Origin of the sequence: Tamlana sp. I1 (assembly GCF_015355625.1) — a bacterium.
In the GTDB taxonomy this organism is placed as follows: Bacteria; Bacteroidota; Bacteroidia; order Flavobacteriales; family Flavobacteriaceae; genus Pseudotamlana.
Genome location: NZ_JACLAF010000010.1, coordinates 192,098 through 209,946 on the forward strand (window position 1 = coordinate 192,098; position 17,849 = coordinate 209,946).

General features: G+C 34.7%; 6 protein-coding genes and 1 tRNA gene. 4 read left to right on the forward strand and 3 right to left on the reverse strand.

From position 1 onward, the window contains the following. Positions 1-127 precede the first annotated feature (127 nt). The 4 genes from H6X70_RS11095 (at position 128) to H6X70_RS11110 (ending at position 11,063) form a co-directional block, all read left to right on the forward strand. Positions 128-5,380, forward strand: coding sequence for a T9SS type A sorting domain-containing protein (locus tag H6X70_RS11095; protein ID WP_194767757.1), 5,253 nt, complete (start codon positions 128-130; stop codon positions 5,378-5,380). Between the two features lie 366 nt (positions 5,381-5,746). Continuing rightward, on the forward strand, positions 5,747-8,263 hold the full coding sequence (locus H6X70_RS11100; RefSeq protein WP_194767758.1) for a PIG-L family deacetylase: 2,517 nt from the start codon (positions 5,747-5,749) through the stop codon (positions 8,261-8,263). Positions 8,264-8,386: 123 nt separating this feature from the next. Further along, positions 8,387-10,087, forward strand: a complete 1,701-nt coding sequence (locus tag H6X70_RS11105; protein WP_194767759.1) for a sodium:solute symporter — start codon at positions 8,387-8,389, stop codon at positions 10,085-10,087. Further along, a complete protein-coding gene (locus H6X70_RS11110) occupies positions 10,077-11,063 on the forward strand; it encodes a Gfo/Idh/MocA family protein (protein WP_194767760.1) in 987 nt (328 codons plus the stop codon). Before H6X70_RS11105 ends, H6X70_RS11110 begins: the two co-directional genes overlap by 11 nt. 169 nt (positions 11,064-11,232) lie before the next feature. Here the strand turns inward: H6X70_RS11110 and H6X70_RS11115 are convergent, their stop codons facing one another. The 3 genes from H6X70_RS11115 to H6X70_RS11125 form a co-directional block, all read right to left on the reverse strand. Then, positions 11,233-12,084 (reverse strand): DUF2911 domain-containing protein, encoded by an 852-nt coding sequence (locus tag H6X70_RS11115; protein ID WP_194767761.1) that lies wholly within the window; start codon positions 12,082-12,084, stop codon positions 11,233-11,235. Between the two features lie 201 nt (positions 12,085-12,285). Next, positions 12,286-17,082, reverse strand: coding sequence for a RecQ family ATP-dependent DNA helicase (locus tag H6X70_RS11120; RefSeq protein WP_194767762.1), 4,797 nt, complete (start codon positions 17,080-17,082; stop codon positions 12,286-12,288). 506 nt (positions 17,083-17,588) lie between these two features. Further along, positions 17,589-17,661, reverse strand: a tRNA-Lys gene (locus H6X70_RS11125). Positions 17,662-17,849 lie beyond the last annotated feature (188 nt).

Genomic DNA, 17,849 nt, shown 5'->3' on the forward strand with positions numbered 1-17,849 from the left:
ATAGAACATACATTAGGCAATCGATTACAACTATCAACCAGTGTAATCGATTGCATTAATATTTGTATTAACGTGATACAGATTTATTTGTAAAAACAACTAAACATTAACTATTTAATTTAAACTCATGAAAAAAACTCTTTTTTCGTTAACTTTCTTCTTAGCAACTTGTTTTGCTATAGCACAGACAGTTACAATTAACGAAACTACAGGTTGGCTGGAATCGGCCACTGTAAAATGGATCCCCGTCTCTGGAGCCGACTCCTATAATGTATATTATAGCGGACAAGGCATTAGTAACCGGAAAATTGACACACAACTAATTCGTAGTTATGGAAGCTATTACCGTGCAGATGTTTTAGGATTAAAAGCAGGACAGTATACCGTAAAAGTAGTCCCTGTATTTAATGGCTCTGAAGGTTCTGGTACAACATCAAACACCATAACAGTAAAGGCGCAAGACCGTACGGGTTTTGCTTTTAGTAATGGTCGTGTTCCTGGAGCTTACAAAGCAGATGGAACACCAAAAGATAACGCTGTTATCTTATACCTAACTGAAAATACTAAAAACTCTATTAGCTTAGATGTTACAGGCGCTAGTTCTAACCCTTGTGTTGGCATACAAACCATTCTTGAAGGCTTTAAAAAAGGAAAAGACACACGCCCTTTAATTATTCGTCTTATAGGACAAGTAACCGATATGTCGTATATGCAAAATGGTGATATTGTTATTGAAAACAGTAATAATGCCTCAAGCTACATTACCTTAGAAGGTGTAGGAGATGATGCCACAGCTGACGGTTGGGGTATTCGTATTAAAAACGCTACCAACATAGAAGTAAGAAATATTGGTACCATGAACTGCGATAGCGGTGAGGGTGATAATATTGGTTTACAGCAAAACAACCAATATGTTTGGGTACACAACTGTGATTTCTTCTATGGTGATGCTGGTGGAGACTCCGATCAAGCAAAAGGAGATGGCGCTTTAGATTGTAAAAAATCAACTTATGTTACTTTTTCTTATAATCACTTTTGGGATGCAGGAAAATCTAACCTTTTAGGTTTAAGCGAAAATACGACTGAAGGTTTGTACATTACTTACCACCACAACTGGTACGACCATTCCGATTCGCGCCACCCTCGCGTACGATTTTATTCCGCACACGTTTACAACAACTACTACGATGGTATTGCTAAATATGGCGTTGGCTCAACCAAAGGATCATCGGTTTTTGTAGAAGGAAACTATTTCCGTAACTGTAAATACCCTATGCTGACTTCTATGCAAGGGTCTGATGTTTATGATGAAAGTGAAGGTTCCAACGATTACTCGGATATGCCAACTTTTTCTAAAGAAGATGGTGGTACCATTAAAGCTTACAACAATTACATGACTGGGCAAAAACGTTTTGTTGCCTATGGAGACTCTAATTACTCAGGGTCGACAACAGATTTTGATGCTTATGTGGTTACAAGTAAAAGTCAAACTATTAGCAGTAGTGTAAAATCATCTTATGGTTCTAACACTTACAATAATTTCGACAATTCTTCTGCAATGTATAGTTATACTGCAGATTCGCCTCAAAACGCTAAAACTAACGTGACGACGTATAGTGGCAGACAAGAAGGTGGTGATTTCAACTTCACTTTTAATAATTCTGTAGATGATACGTCTTATGCCGTAAATAGTGCCCTTAAATCAGCTTTAGTAAACTATAACACATCTTTACAATACATTCAAGGCGAAGGTACGCCTCCAATAATTCCAACCGACCCAAGTATTTCGCTTACTGCTAATGCAGGCGATGGTTCTGTAACTTTAAATTGGACTACAGCGAATTTATCTGCTTCAACTTTTGCAGTTTACAGAAACACAAGCTCTAGCACAAGCGGAAGAACGAAATTAACCGATTTATCATCTAGCGCTACAAGCTACACCGATAATTCTGTTAATAACGGAACGACCTACTACTATTGGGTACAAGCCAATGGTAACGTAGAATCTAATTCTCAATCTGCAAAACCAGACGGTGATGGCGAAATAATAACACCACCGCCAGCGGGAGGTACAACGCATAACTTCACAACTTCTGGAACAAGCAGCAGTGTATTTAGTATTTCTGGAAACCTTTCCGATTCTAAAGGAACGGTTAACTACGCCGGTTTAACTCTAACACAGTGTTTAAAAATTGAGTCTAGTACAAGCATTGCTTTTAATGCCGCTTCAAGTGGTTCTATAACCCTTGTTTTTAACGAAGGTTGGTCTGGAAGCATTAAAATTGATGGCAATAATGTTAATGTTTCAGGCGGCGAGTTAACGCAACAACTAAGTGCTGGTTCGCACACCATTACAAAAGGTGACACCGCAAATCTTTACTACATGATACTTAGCACAGGAGATGTTGTTAATCCGCCTCCAGGAGATCCTATCGTATCTTTAAGTGCTTCTGTTTCTGGCACCAATGTGAACTTAAGTTGGACAGCTAGTAACATCACAGTTGACGCTCTTGAAATCTATAGAGATATCGATTCTGATCCTGCTGGTAGAACAAAAATTGCAACTTTAGCACCAGATGCTAGATTCTACAGCGATAATACGGCTGCTGCCGAAACAACTTACTACTACTGGGTAAAAGTTAGTAATGATTATTCATCGAATGCTGCGCAAGTGACTACTCCGGATTCAGATGACGATCCTGATCCTGAAAACCCACCTATCGACCCTTCAGCCATTTACGTGGCCAATAACGGTTCTGCAAGTAACTCTGGATCTATAAATTCACCAAAAACGTTTGAATCTGCGCTTTCTAGCGTGTCTTCAGGAGGTACTATTTATGTAAAAGGAGGTAAATATAACTTCTCTTCTACCATTGTAATCACTAAAAACGGATCTTCAAACTCTAAAATTAAAGTATTCGGATACGACGGTATGCCTGTTCTTAGCTTTGCCGCTCAGTCGGAGTTATCTTCAAACCGTGGTATTGTTTTAGATGGTAACAACTGGCACTTTAAAGACATTACTATTGAAGAAGCTGGTGACAACGGTATGCTACTTTCTGGAAACTACAACACCATTGAAAGTTGTATTTTTAGATCAAACCACGATACTGGTTTACAGTTAAGTAGATACAATACAAGTGCAACTTCTATTAGCGATTGGCCTTCACACAACTTAATTTTAAATTGTGAAGCATACGATAACCGTGATTCTGATAATGAAGATGCTGATGGTTTTGCCGCTAAATTAACTTGTGGTGTAGGTAACACCTTCCGTGGATGTGTGGCGCACCATAATATTGACGATGGTTGGGATTTATACACGAAGAGTGATACAGGACCAATTGGTGTAGTAACTTTTGAAGACTGTATCGCCCATAGTAACGGTACGTTAACTACCGGTGGATCTTCTGGTGGTGGTGATAAAAACGGATTCAAACTAGGATCTAGTGCTCACAAAGTAAACCACATTGTACGTCGTTGTATCGCTTACAATAACGGAAAACATGGATTTACCGATAACGGAAATATTGGCGCTATAGAGTTCTCGAACAATACTTCATATAATAATGGCGATTACAACATCCACACAAGAGATGGTGCAAGCCATGTTTGGAAAAACAACGTTTCTTTTGGCAACTCACAAAACGATCGTATTCGTGGAAACTACTCGGCTCCTAACGCATTTATTAATGTAGATGGAAGTCTTTCGGTTAGCTCGAATGATTTTGTATCCACCAGCCCAGGTCCAAATGCCGATCCAATTTCTAACGGTTTCTTAAACCTAAAATCAAGCAGTAATTTAATTGATGCAGGTGTAACTACTTCAGGAATTGATTACAGCGGATCTCGACCAGATTTAGGTGCTGTGGAATACGGTTTAGTGATCGAACAACCTGAGGATCCTGTTGTTTCACTTAACGCCGTTGCTACTGAAACTGAAATTAACCTTAACTGGACTTTAGTTGAAGGAACTGCAACAAGCTACGAATTATACAGAGATACTGATACCGATCCGGCTGGTAGAACTAAATTAACGAATATCGCTTCTGTTAATATTACGAATTACACCGACAACACAGCTGCTGTAGGTACAACGTACTATTACTGGATTAAAGCTAACGGTTCATTTAACTCTAATGCTGCATCTGCAACGATTTCTGCACCAGATGCAGACCCTGTAGTTTCACTTAACGCCGTTGCTACTGAAACTGAAATTAACCTTAACTGGACTTTAGTTGAAGGAACTGCAACAAGCTACGAACTATACAGAGACACCGATGCCGATCCTGCTGGTAGAACTAAATTAGCAAATATCGCTTCTGTTGATATTACGAGTTACACCGACAATACAGCTTCTGTAGGAACAACGTACTATTACTGGATTAAAACAAATGGTGCATTTAATTCTAATGCTGCTTCAGCAACGATTTCTGCTCCTGGTAATTCAATAAGCTTAACAGCTACTCCAGGAGAAACGTCTATAAGTTTAAATTGGAACACCAATTTTGCTCCAACAAGCATTGAAGTGTACAGAGATTTAGATTCAAATCCAAGCGGAAGAGTACGTATAGCTACTCTGGCTGCATCTGCTACCAGTTATGTAGACGCAACTGCCCAAGCTAATACCGAATATTTCTATTGGATTAAAGCCAATGGTTCTATTAATTCAAACTATGCATCTGCAACGGTTGAAGGTTCTATTGTAGAACCAACAGAACCTACACGTATTGAAGTTACCGATGCTGGAACAATCGCGTATGATGGGGCGATAAAATCTTATGATAATGCCGATTTTCAAAACACCATCAACCTGTCTAACAGTGCAGGAAAACAAATTGTTTGGAACTTTAATGCACCAACAGCTGGAAACTACACGGTTACACTTAGATATACTAGAAAAGCTTCTATGAATCCTTCGGTTAACATGAGTTTTAATGGGAATTCACAAACATTAGAGCTTCCTCAAACAGATGGTTCTGCATTTAATAGAGCATCATTAACCGTATATTTAAATGCTGGAAATAATGACGTTGTATTAACAACCAATGCAGATGGAGAAAGTGCCGATATCGATTGGATTGAATTCGAATATATTTCTGGTTCAGCTAAAGAAGCTTCTGGTAAAGTTACCGATGAAGATAGCGCCTTTGCTGTATCGGTATTCCCTAATCCAGCGACAGATTTCATCACTGTAAAACTATCTGGAAGTCAAACGTCTAAAATTGAAATTTATAACACTTTAGGCCAATTTGTGTATTCAAATACACAAGCTTCTGGAGCAGAAAAAATTGATTTAAGATCCTTACAATCTGGAATTTACTTACTCAAAGTAACAAACGGAAGCACCGAAACTTTAAAACGTTTCATTAAAAGGTAATAAATCTTTTTAAATTAATTTTTATTCATATAATAATCACGGTTGGTAATTTTACTAGCCGTGATTTTTTTTGAATACTATGATTAAAGTTAAAAACAAACAATAAATAGCCTAAATCCATTGACTATTTATTATTTTTTATTGATTATTAACCTTTGAATTCTACTTTATACAGTGTTTGCCGAGGTATCTTTGAAACTCTGTAGCTATCAAACTTTGCAGCTTTTTAACTCTTTAACTTTATAACCTTATAACTATATAACTTTGCAACTTTACCCCCTCTAAATCCAAACCGTTAAAGAAACATTAAAACCTCGGTATTCAGTTTATAACTTCGCTATATTTGGTTTTTAGCTAAAATCAAACATGAATAAAACAATACTTTCTTTTATGATAGCGGTATTTTCGCTATCAATTTTTCACGCCCAAACCCCAGCAACAAACTCATCTTCAAAAATTTACGAATCCATTCAAAAATTAAACTTTTTAGGTTCGGTACTTTATATTGCTGCGCATCCAGACGATGAAAACACACGTTTAATTGCATACATGTCTAACCAGATAAAAGCCAGAACGGCCTATTTGTCTTTAACACGTGGCGATGGCGGACAAAATTTAATTGGGTCAGACATTAGAGAATTATTAGGCGTTTTACGAACGCAAGAACTACTAGCTGCGAGACGTATAGATGGCGGCGAACAACTGTTTACACGCGCCAACGATTTTGGCTACTCCAAACATCCTGATGAAACTTTTGAGATTTGGGATAAAGACGACGTTTTAAGCGATGTGGTTTTAGCCATTAGAACGTTTCAACCCGACATTATTATTAACCGATTCGATCACCGATCGCCAGGAACAACCCACGGACACCATACAGGATCTGCTTTACTTAGTGTTGAAGCTTTCGAACTAGCAAACGATAAAACCGCTTTTCCTAAACAATTAAACAAAACGACATTATGGCAACCAAAACGCCTATTTTTTAATACCAGTTATTGGTTTTATGGCAGTCAAGAAAAATTTGATGCCGCCGATAAAAGCAACATGATTAGTTTCGATATTGGCACTTATTACCCACTAAAAGGCTTATCCAACAACGAAGTGGCTGCTTTAGCCAGGAGTCAGCATTTATGCCAAGGATTTGGTAATTTAACCCAACGTGGTACGCAACAAGAATATATTGAATTTCTAAAAGGCGAGCCTTTAAAAAACAATGACGATATTTTTGATGGCATTGATACAACTTGGAATCGCGTTAAAGGCGGAAAAGAAATTGGTGATATTTTATATGAAGTAGAAAAAAACTTCAATTTTACCAATCCTTCAAAACATATTCCGCAATTGGTTGAAGCCTATAAACTCCTTCAAAATATTGAAGATGAACATTGGAAAGTTCAAAAAACAAAAGAGCTTTTAAACATTATTGAAATGTGTGCTGGCTTATATTTAGAAGCTTCCGCAGAAACAAATTATGCCACACAAAATGAAGCGATTAAACTAAATATTGAAATATTAAACAGAAGTGAAACACCTATAACTTTAGTGGGATTTAAAACCACTAATAATGTAAACGTTTCAAAAAATATCGCATTAAAAAACAATATTAAATACAACTTTAACGAGATTCTAAAAATTAAAGCAGACCAGCAACCTACAACGCCTTATTGGCTAAATACCAAAGGTACTTTAGGCATGTATAAGGTTGATGATGAGAGCTTAATCGGCTTGCCAGAAACCCCTCGTGCCTATCAAATTGAATTTAACCTATTAATAAATAATACCCCAATCACGTTTACAAAAGATGTGATTCAAAGGTATTCCAAACCCGATAAAGGCGAATTATTTCGTCCGTTTGAAATCATTCCCGAAGCTTCAGCATCAATCACCGAAAAAGTGATTATTTTTAATTCCGATGAAAAACACCATATAAGCGTGGTTGTAAAAGCTGGCCACGATAATTTAACTGGTAAAGTTGAAATTCAACACCCAGAAAATTGGATGGTTTCACCTAAATCTCAAAAGGTTTCCATTGCTTATAAAGGCGAAGAGCGCAGTTATAATTTCACGTTAACACCTCCAAAAAATGCTAGTGAAGGCGTTATAAGTCCTATTGTTTATGTTGGAGATAAAGCGTATAGCAAAGAACTTATCGAAATAGATTACAGCCATATTCCGCTACAAACCGTTTTATTGCCTAGCGAAACCAAAGTGGTGCGATTGGATATTCAAAAGAAAGGAACAAATATCGCATACATTCAAGGTGCTGGCGATGTGGTTCCCGAAAGTTTAGAGCAAATTGGTTATCATGTTGAATATTTAATAACCGATGAGATTAGCCCTGAAAATTTGCAAAAATATGACGCTGTGGTGGTAGGTATTCGTGCATATAATACCTTAGACGATTTACAGTTTAAACAACAACAATTGTTTGATTTTGTCGCTCAAGGCGGAAATATGATCGTGCAATACAATACCAATCGTGGCTTAAAAGTTGAAAATATAGCACCTTACCCACTTTCTTTATCCAGAGATCGTGTCACAGATGAAAATGCAAAAGTTCGTTTTTTAAACCCCGAACACCCCGTTTTAAACTACCCAAATAAAATTACTCAAAAAGATTTTGAAGGTTGGACCCAAGAACGTGGTTTGTATTTCCCGAATTCATGGGGAAAGGAATTTACGCCTATATTAGCCATGCACGATAAAAATGAATCGGATAAAGATGGAAGTTTACTCATTGCTAAATACGGAAAAGGCTATTATATTTACACAGGATTAAGCTTTTTTAGAGAATTTCCTGTTGGTGTTTCTGGTGCATACCGCTTGTTTGCCAATATGCTATCTTTAGGAAAAGAAAACACCAATACGCAAGAAAACTAAAGCAATATTATGGATCAGGAAAACACACCAAAACAACCTTGGCTAAAACTATATTCAATCGTTTTAATTGCCAACGCACTCTACTTTATTGCTTTTTACATCATCACAAAATCCTTTTAAAACATGCAAACTTTAAGCTGGGTTGATTGGACCGTACTTTGCACAACATTAATCGCTATTGTTGCTTATGGCACATGGCAAACCAAAGGCAGTAAAAATGTAACAGATTATTTACGGGGCGGTAATACTTCAAAATGGTGGACCATTGGATTATCGGTTATGGCAACACAAGCCAGTGCGATTACCTTTTTATCAACACCAGGGCAAGCTTTTAATGACGGCATGGGATTCGTACAATTCTATTTTGGCTTACCTATTGCCATGGTGGTTATTTGCATGGTTTTTATTCCGCTTTATCACCGACTTAAAGTTTATACGGCCTACGAGTTTTTAGAAAACCGATTCGATTTAAAAACACGAACCCTAGCTGCTATCCTCTTCCTTATACAACGCGGATTGGCAGCTGGAATTACCATTTTTGCACCTGCCATTATTTTATCGGTGGTATTGGGATGGGATTTATTAACCCTAAATATCATTATTGGTTTATTGGTTATTATCTATACCGTTTCTGGCGGAACCCGTGCTGTAAACGTTACACAAAAGCATCAAATGGTGGTTATTTTTATAGGTATGTTAGTGGCTTTCTTTTTAATAGTTGATAAGCTTCCTCAGGATATTACCTTTAAAAAAGCCTTAGACATTGCTGGAGCAAGTGGCAAAATGGAAGTGCTTGATTTTTCCTTCGATTTGAATAACCGCTACACCTTTTGGAGTGGTATTATTGGGGGAACTTTTTTAATGCTTTCCTATTTCGGAACCGACCAAAGTCAAGTTCAACGCTACCTTTCTGGAAAATCTGTAAAAGAAATGCAATTAGGCTTAATTTTCAACGGAATTTTAAAAGTGCCCATGCAATTTTTTATTCTATTGGTTGGCGTTATGGTTTTTGTCTTTTATCAGTTTAACGAATCACCCGTCAACTTTAACCCTACTGCGACAGAATTGGTTTTAAATTCGCCATATGCTGAAGACTTTAAAACCCTTCAGAAAGAACAAAAAGAGGTGTTTAATGATAAACAGAAAATTATAAAATCATTTATAACTTCTAATGATGAAAACGCTTCAAATTACATCGCCATTGCCAATCAAGTGAATGATGAGATACGAAGTGAAGCTCGAATTTTAATCGATAAAGCTTCTAAAAGTGAAGGTGTTAAAATTGAAAGCAACGATAAAGACTACGTTTTTATTCACTTCATTTTAAACAACTTACCGCGTGGACTAATTGGTTTATTGTTAGCCGTTATTTTAAGCGCCGCCATGTCTAGTACTGCCAGCGAATTAAACGCTTTAGGCTCGACAACAACCATCGATTTATATAAGCGTAATACCAGTGAAAAAACAGAAGCAGACATGGTAAAAGCTTCAAAATGGTTCACTTTTGGTTGGGGTATTATTGCTATAGGAATTGCCTGTGTCGCGAATCTCGCCGAGAATTTAATTCAGTTGGTAAACATTATTGGTTCTATTTTTTATGGTAATGTATTAGGCATTTTTCTATTGGCATTTTTCTTCAAATTTGTAAAAGGGAATGCCGTTTTTATTAGTGCATTAATCACTCAACTGGTTGTAATCGGTTTATTTTTCCTAAATCAATTCGAATATATTAATCTTCCATTTCTGTGGTTAAATTTCGTAGGCTGCTTCATCGTTATTATCTTAGCGTGTAGCCTTCAATTTATAAATCCGAATGACAAATAAATCAAAACAAAAAACCATTAACTGGGGTATTATTGGCCTTGGTAAGATTGCCAATAAATTCGCAACAGATTTGCAAACCGTTGAAGGCGCTAAACTATACGCCGTTGCATCGCGAACTCAAGAAAAGGCTAACGCTTTCGCGGAAAAATTTAACGTTACAAAAGCTTATAATAGTTATGATTTATTGGCTAACGACCCCAATATTGATGCCGTTTATATAGCCACACCACACGCTTTACACAAAGAAAACACCCTACTCTGTTTAGAAAAGGGCATCGCTGTACTTTGCGAAAAACCTTTTGCGATGAACGCGAACGAAGTTGGTGAAATGATAGCCAGAGCCAAAGAAAAAAATGTGCTTTTAATGGAAGCGCTTTGGACTTACTTTTTACCGCATTATCAATATGTTTTAAAAGCAATTGAAAACAAAACCTATGGTAATATTATTAAGCTTGAAGCCGATTTTGGTTTTCACAGAGATTTTGATGACAACACACGGTTATTTAATAAATCTTTAGGAGGAGGGAGTTTGTTAGACATTGGCATCTACCCTATTTTCGCCGCATTATCTACCTTGGGAATTCCTGAAAACATCGCTGCCACAGCCACTTATTTTGATAATGGTGCAGACTCATCATGTTCTATGACATTTGAATATAATGACGGCGTAACCGCATATTTAAAAAGTTCGCTTTTAGAAAATTTACCTACGGAAGCTATTTTTCAATTTGAAAAAGGAAAAATTAAAATTAATACCATGTTTCATCAGCCTTCAACAGTAACTATTTATTCCGAAGATGATGTAGAAACCATTACTTTCGATTATGAAACTATAGGTTATAACTACGAAACCATTCATTTTAATGAATTGCTTCGTCAAGGTAAAACTGAAAGTCCGATCATGAGTTTTAAGTTTAGTAAAACCTTAATTAAAACGTTAGACAAGGTTCGGGAACTTATAAATTTGAGGTATTAATATCTTTACCCCCTAAAATCTCCTCTAGAATATTTCTAAATAAAATCTTTAAACTTCCTCTTCAATGTTTTTTATGAAGCTGAATTGATAATGTAAAGTAACCCTCTTAGTAAACAAAAAACGCAACCTATATGGCTGCGTTTTCTAATATTTTAAAGTCTGAGTTGGTTTACTCACCAAGCCATTCTTTCAAAGAATCTTGATTCATTTTTACATAATCATCGTTTCCTGCAATTTCGGCTAATTCTAAAGACTTCCTAGCTGCATCAATGGCTCCTTTAGTATCACCAGCTTTGTGATGAATTAAAGACTGCTTTCTTATATAGTAAAAAAGTGGTTTAGCTTTTGTCATTTCAACAGCTTTATCAATCCACTTTTTAGCTTGTTTAATGTCTTTATCTTCTTGTAAATAATAAGAAGCCGAAGCATAATAATCAGCTGCTTTAGGGGAACCTCCCATAACATCATTAATACTAATTAAAACTGCTTCATCAGTTGGTACGGTAAACGGAATAGCGATATACGTTTTTTCCCAAATTAATTCAATATTAGCACCACCATTTGTAATGCTATTAATATCTAAAGTAAATGTTTCTACATTAAAAGGTACCGTGTGAGCTTTAACAGAAGTTACAGCTACAACTTTAGTTTCATCCCATTTTTGTGGCACACCCCAGTTTTCTGTATCAGAATAAAAATAAACTTTCCAAAGACTTTCGCCTGGTTCGGTAAATATAGCATAAGAACCAGCTTTTAGTGTATATCCATCAATTTTAGCATCTGTACTAAACGTAATGGTCGTGTTCTTGTTAGCACCAGTTCTCCAAATTTTACTAAAAGGCACTAGGTTTCCAAAAATGGTACGGCCTTTTACACTTGGTCTAGAATATTCTAAGGTAACATCTGTTAAACCAACTTTTTGCTCCAACTTAGCGGCAGGACTTGGTTGTGGTGTTTTTACTTGAGCATTAACAGTATACACTGTAGCGCCAAGCATAAAAAGTAATAGTAATTTTTTCATATTAATTCGATTTATTTATAAGTTATCATAAGGTATAAAATTACGTATCAAAAACTCGATAATTGTTAACAAAAACTTAAATAAGGCTGTAATAGGAAAAAACAACTACTGTTAACACACCGTAGTTATTGAAACTAAGCGAATAAAATGATGCTATTAATTGACTTTTGACATAGTTATTAATTCCAACAGTTAGTCTGTTTACTTTTTAAATTTAATTTCTGGTAAGACTATTAGAATTTCATGTTCCAATTCTTCTTTTTGCCAGTAAAGTATGTAGTTGATTTTTGATTCTGATAATTGATATCCTGATTTCTCAAATTCGAGTATTTTCACTTTGAAATTATTTGAAAATTTTATTACACAATTTCCTTTTTTATCAGAACACCCATCGTTACTCACTATTAATTCGTCTCCGCACATTAAATTATTTATAATAGTCTGCCTCGAAATAAAATAATCTAACCAAATATCTTTATGAGACAAATGTATAACCAACAAGTTTGATGTTTTGTATTGAGCATCATCATTTATACGCTCTAGGTTTACGCAAGAAATATCGTCAAGGTAATTACCATTTAAATGTATTGTTAGATTTTGTTTGGCTCGTGTCATAGCTACATAAAGCTGTCTTTTTTTCGCTTCATTTTCTAGCTTGTAACCGTTAAGTATTAGAAAAACATTATCAAATTCTTTTCCTTTTGCCTTATGAATAGTTGAAACAAATATTGTTTCCCCTATAGCATTGATAAAGTCTTCAAGTTTCGATTCCTTCACAAAAACCTCAAAATCTGAGTGGTACTTCTTTTTGGGGTTACTTAATTCAAAGTCCTTAATTAGGTTGATACAAATATCAATTTTAGAGCTTTGCTTATATTTATCCCAAAGGTTTTTCTTTGCTATTTTCCAGTTATCATCGCTAATAATATATTTATCTGCTGAAAAATTAAGCTGCTTAATAAAGTATCTAACTTCTAATAAATTATATAAACTAAAACCTTCATTAGTTTGAATAAGTTTTGCTGGTAACCTATGGTTTAACAAAAGTCCTTCAATTTGTAAGGCTTCAAAATTTGTTTGTGTTAACACACAAGTGGTCCCTATTAAATCTGAAGAAACTATGTTATTAACAACAGGTTCAATAAGATGAGTACTATTATACTTAATTAATTTTAGTAATCCTGTCTCGCGTGAATACGGTATAATAGGTGTTTCTTTAAGCCGGTGCTTAATTTTTCGAACAAACTGATTTGTAAAATCAACAAGATTTGCTTTGCTTCTATAGTTTTCAATCAGTTCTACTTTTTTAGCTTTTTGCTCGGTTATAAATTGCTCTAAATATTTGGAGCTTGCCCCTCTGAATTCGTAGATATTTTGATCATCATCACCTACGGCAATAACCCTAATATCTTCATTTTGTTCCATTAAAACTTTAACTAGGTCAAACTCATGGCTATCCATATCCTGAGCTTCGTCAATAACTAAAACTGTTTTTGTAATACGGTTAGCTTCAATATCATTATTTTTAATTTTCTCAACAGTATGACTAATAATGGAGTGCGACTTTTCAATTGAACCAACCTTACCTAGTAAATCGAAGCAATAGGCATGAAAAGTTTTTATTTCGATAAAATTGGCCGCATTTCCAATTAAATCTAGCAAGCGTTTTTTAAATTCGGTTGCAGCTGCTCTTGAAAAAGTTAACATTAAAAGTTGTTCATGTTTTACATCTTCCATTAACAAAAGAGATGCAAGTTTATGTACCAAAACCCTTGTTTTACCACTGCCAGGCCCAGCCGCTACAGCAATGTGCGGCGAACTATTATCCTTTATTATTCCTAGTTGTGAAGTCGACAACTCTCCAAAAAGTTGTCTAAATTTAGTGGGAGTAATATTTCTTTTAATCTCATTTTGACGACTACCTTTAAAATATTTGTTTAGAAAAGAAACGTAGTTTAATTGAAAATAATCTTCAACAAACTGTAAGGCTTCTTTATAATCTCCAATCATTTTTTTTGCATATTCACCAACAATGTGAATCTGTTGTATTTTATTTTCATAAAACTGGTTCAACTTTTTATAATCTTCAGTTTTATATCTTTTCTTATTATCCTGCTCTAGTCGTTCAATAGTAAGTTTATTATAAACCACAAGAAAGCCTCCTTCTATCTTAATTGCATCAATTCTAGACAAATAAAACAAGGCGTCTTCAATATCATTTAATTTGATACTCAGTTTGAATAGGGCGTTTTGTTTTTCATATTCTTCTTTGAGCTGATGAACAGAAAATTCAACTAAAACCTGTTCCTTATCAACTTCATTTGGCAAAACGTTTTGTGAGCTTTTTAAATAGAGCACATCAACGATAAATCGGGCTAATTCGTGTCTTTTTTCAAGTTTAGCTTTTAATTCTTTTTGAGAATAATGGGATACAATTGCTAAATGATTTTTTGACAAATGGTGTTGTTTTCTCTTAACCCAATTTTTAATAACCCAAAAGTTAATTATGGTTCTTATTTTATTTGGAGAAACATCTTTACATCCGTATTCTTCTGCCAGTTCGTTAAGTTCTTTAATATGAAATGACTTTTCCTCCTCTTCAAATTGCGAGGCCAAAAACATCTCAATTTTACTAATTGAATTAACAATGCTGAGTGAACGATTTTTATTTTCACCCCGTTTAATAAATGCTGTTAAGTCCTTTGTATCTGCTAATATTTTTTCTTCACGTAACAAATTAACAACATTAATAACTTCCTCTTTTACTATTCCTAAGTGGTCTGAAATATGGTCAATTCTTGATTCAGCTACTTCACTCGTATCCTGTTTTCTACTCTTACTTGAGAAAAGTTTTTTAATAATTCTAACCGCCTGTAATTTTTGCTTTTCATTGAAATTTTTAGAAGTCTGTATTTTATCAATGGCTTCTTGAGCATTTTTGGACAGGATACTGTTTGCAAAAATCCGAGGCATATTTTGCCCACGCTTAAGGTATCCTGCTTCTTCTAATGCAGAGATAGCTGTGGTAACTCTAGTTTCAATTTCTACTACATTTTCATCCCAACCAGCTTTGCGAGCAATTTCTAATGCAGAATTAGAAACATTTGACCGAAATCGAGTGATATCCTTTATTGCTTTCCAAATTTGCTGAATCTCCTTTATATTCAACTTAGTTTGATTAAGCAAGATAAAATGTTTGCTTAAGTCTTCTTCGTTAAACAGAACATAACAATCTGCTGTAATACTCTCGTCTCTTCCGGCTCTTCCAGCTTCCTGAACATAGTTTTCAAGGGAGTCTGATAATTCATAATGAATAACTATACCTACGTCCTTTTTATCTACTCCCATTCCAAATGCTGATGTCGCAACCATTATATCTACTTCGCCGCGAATAAATGCATCTTGATTTTCTGACTTTTCCTGCTTATCCATTTTTCCATGATAAGCTTTCGCAACATAACCGTCGTTTGATAGTCTTTCAGCTAATTGATAAGCCCTTTGGGTTCTTGAAACATAGATAATTGCTGGACATTTTTTTCCATCAATTAGATGACGTACTGCATTATATTTATCTTCTTCATTATCCTTAGGGATTACCTTATAATTAAGATTGGTACGTGATGCTGTTGAACTAAAGATTTCTAAATGTAATGATAGCTTTTCTTGAAAATAATCTTTTATATCCTGAATAACATTTTGCTTTGCTGTAGCCGTAAAACAAGACACTGGAATTCCCGTTTCAAGGTTTTTCTTCTCTTGTAACGTTTTTATAAAATCTCCAATATAAAGGTAATCAACCCTAAAATCCTGTCCCCACGATGAAAAGCAATGTGCTTCATCAATTACAAACCGAACTACATTTCTACCAAGTAGTAAGCGTTCGATAGATTTAGACCTAAGTGATTCTGGTGAAATATATAACATTGAAGCAGAACCGTTTTCAACTCTCCATAAAGATTTTGCTCTTTCAATAGGGTCTAGTAATCCATTTATGGTAACAGCATCTGTAATATTTGAATTTTCTAAATTATCAACCTGATCTTTCATTAATGATTGAAGCGGTGAAATAACAACCGTTAAGCCTTTTACATTTTCGCCACTCATTAGTGCAGGCACCTGAAAAGTTATCGATTTCCCCCCTCCGGTTGGAAACACAGCTAAAATAGACTTATTATTAATGGCTGCATTAACGGCATTCTCCTGTAATGCTTTACCACCATAAGTTCTAAACGAATCAAACCCAAAAAATTTCTTTAAACCAATTTTTGCATTAAGTGCCGTATTACAATAAGAACATCCTTGCAAACACGGATTATTTCTTAATAAATACATGACTCTCTCCACTTCTGGATAATTCTTTATTACCCATGGAGGGGTAATTGAATATCTATTATCTATGTTTATTAAAGCCAAACAATAGGCTAATTCTGCTGGAGTTTTGTTAATTAAGTTATATAAATTAACATGTTCACACAAATGATTAAAAAACCTAGACTTAATTAAATTAACAACATCATGATTAACCGTAGAATAATTTAAAAATTCAAAAAAAAATTTAAATTCTCTTTTATCCTGTAATAAAGCAAAATAGATTTGCTTTAAATCTGTATTCAATTCTTGAAATTCAGTTATTTCATCATAAAACAGGTCTTTTGCTTTTATCGCATCGTTTAAAGGGTTGTTTAATTCTTCAGTCTGAAGTTTATCATCTTTTAAAAGTGCATGATACGGATTTTCAGGAAATAACAAAGGAGATAAATATAAGGTATCAATGATCTTAAATTTTGAAAAAACCTTATTTGCTGCCTTTTCAATATATGGTAAATCGTGTTTAATAATGTTATGACCACATAAATATGCGTTTTCACCAATAAAGTTAAAAAACTCTGAAATCGATTTGGAATGTAGCTTTAACCCATCCCCCGTTATCGCACCAATATCAAGGATCTTTTTGGTCTTAACATCTACTTCTGTATCTATGAAAACGATATTATTCATTATTCTTAATTCGAACTGCTAGTAAATGTATAATTTCTTTTATTATAAACTCCAATTGTTTTGACACATAAAATTTATGCTAAGATATTGTAATTAACCTATTGCAACAAGACTGATTGAACCGATTGCCCTTTGGAAACATTCCGACAATAATATATCTATTGTACGCTCAATTTTCATAATGTTGCAGTTAAACTGTCAATATTTTGAATTTGATTGTTTATGTATTTTAACACCTAATTTAGTAAATAAAAACTGATTACAATTCCGAACGCTTACGGATTGAAAGATTTTGATAGAATAAGCTAGTAAATACTTAAAATTTATTAATTGTAAAAAAGGCAAAAAGCTTAAACATTACAGCTTATACAAGTGTTTTGTACTCTAATTCCTATTGTTGTATTAACAAAAATGATTTAGCATAAAATTAAAAAGGAATAAAAAATCAAATGAGGATTTAAACAAGAAAAAGCCTCAAACATCAGTTTGAGGCTTAGATAATAAAGTGACCGGGCTGGGGCTCGAACCCAGGACCCTCTCCTTAAAAGGGAGATGCTCTACCAACTGAGCTACCAGGTCAATATCTGGTTGTTTGTTTTTGGTTTTTAGTTGTTGGTGTTACTACTAACCATCAACCAATAACCATTAATCAATAAAAATAAAAATCCTCAACAAATAAATGTTGAGGATTCAAAAAAGGCAACGACCTACTCTCCCACAAATGCAGTACCATCGGCGCTAATGGGCTTAACTTCTCTGTTCGGAAA

Bases quoted from the DNA above. Each gene is read 5' to 3' on its own strand.
- H6X70_RS11115 (WP_194767761.1), bottom strand. From the start codon at position 12,084: ATGAAAAAATTACTATTACTTTTTATGCTTGGCGCTACAGTGTATACT.
- H6X70_RS11105 (WP_194767759.1), top strand. From the start codon at position 8,387: ATGCAAACTTTAAGCTGGGTTGATTGGACCGTACTTTGCACAACATTA.
- H6X70_RS11100 (WP_194767758.1), top strand. From the start codon at position 5,747: ATGAATAAAACAATACTTTCTTTTATGATAGCGGTATTTTCGCTATCA.
- H6X70_RS11095 (WP_194767757.1), top strand. From the start codon at position 128: ATGAAAAAAACTCTTTTTTCGTTAACTTTCTTCTTAGCAACTTGTTTT.
- H6X70_RS11120 (WP_194767762.1), bottom strand. From the start codon at position 17,082: ATGAATAATATCGTTTTCATAGATACAGAAGTAGATGTTAAGACCAAA.
- H6X70_RS11110 (WP_194767760.1), top strand. From the start codon at position 10,077: ATGACAAATAAATCAAAACAAAAAACCATTAACTGGGGTATTATTGGC.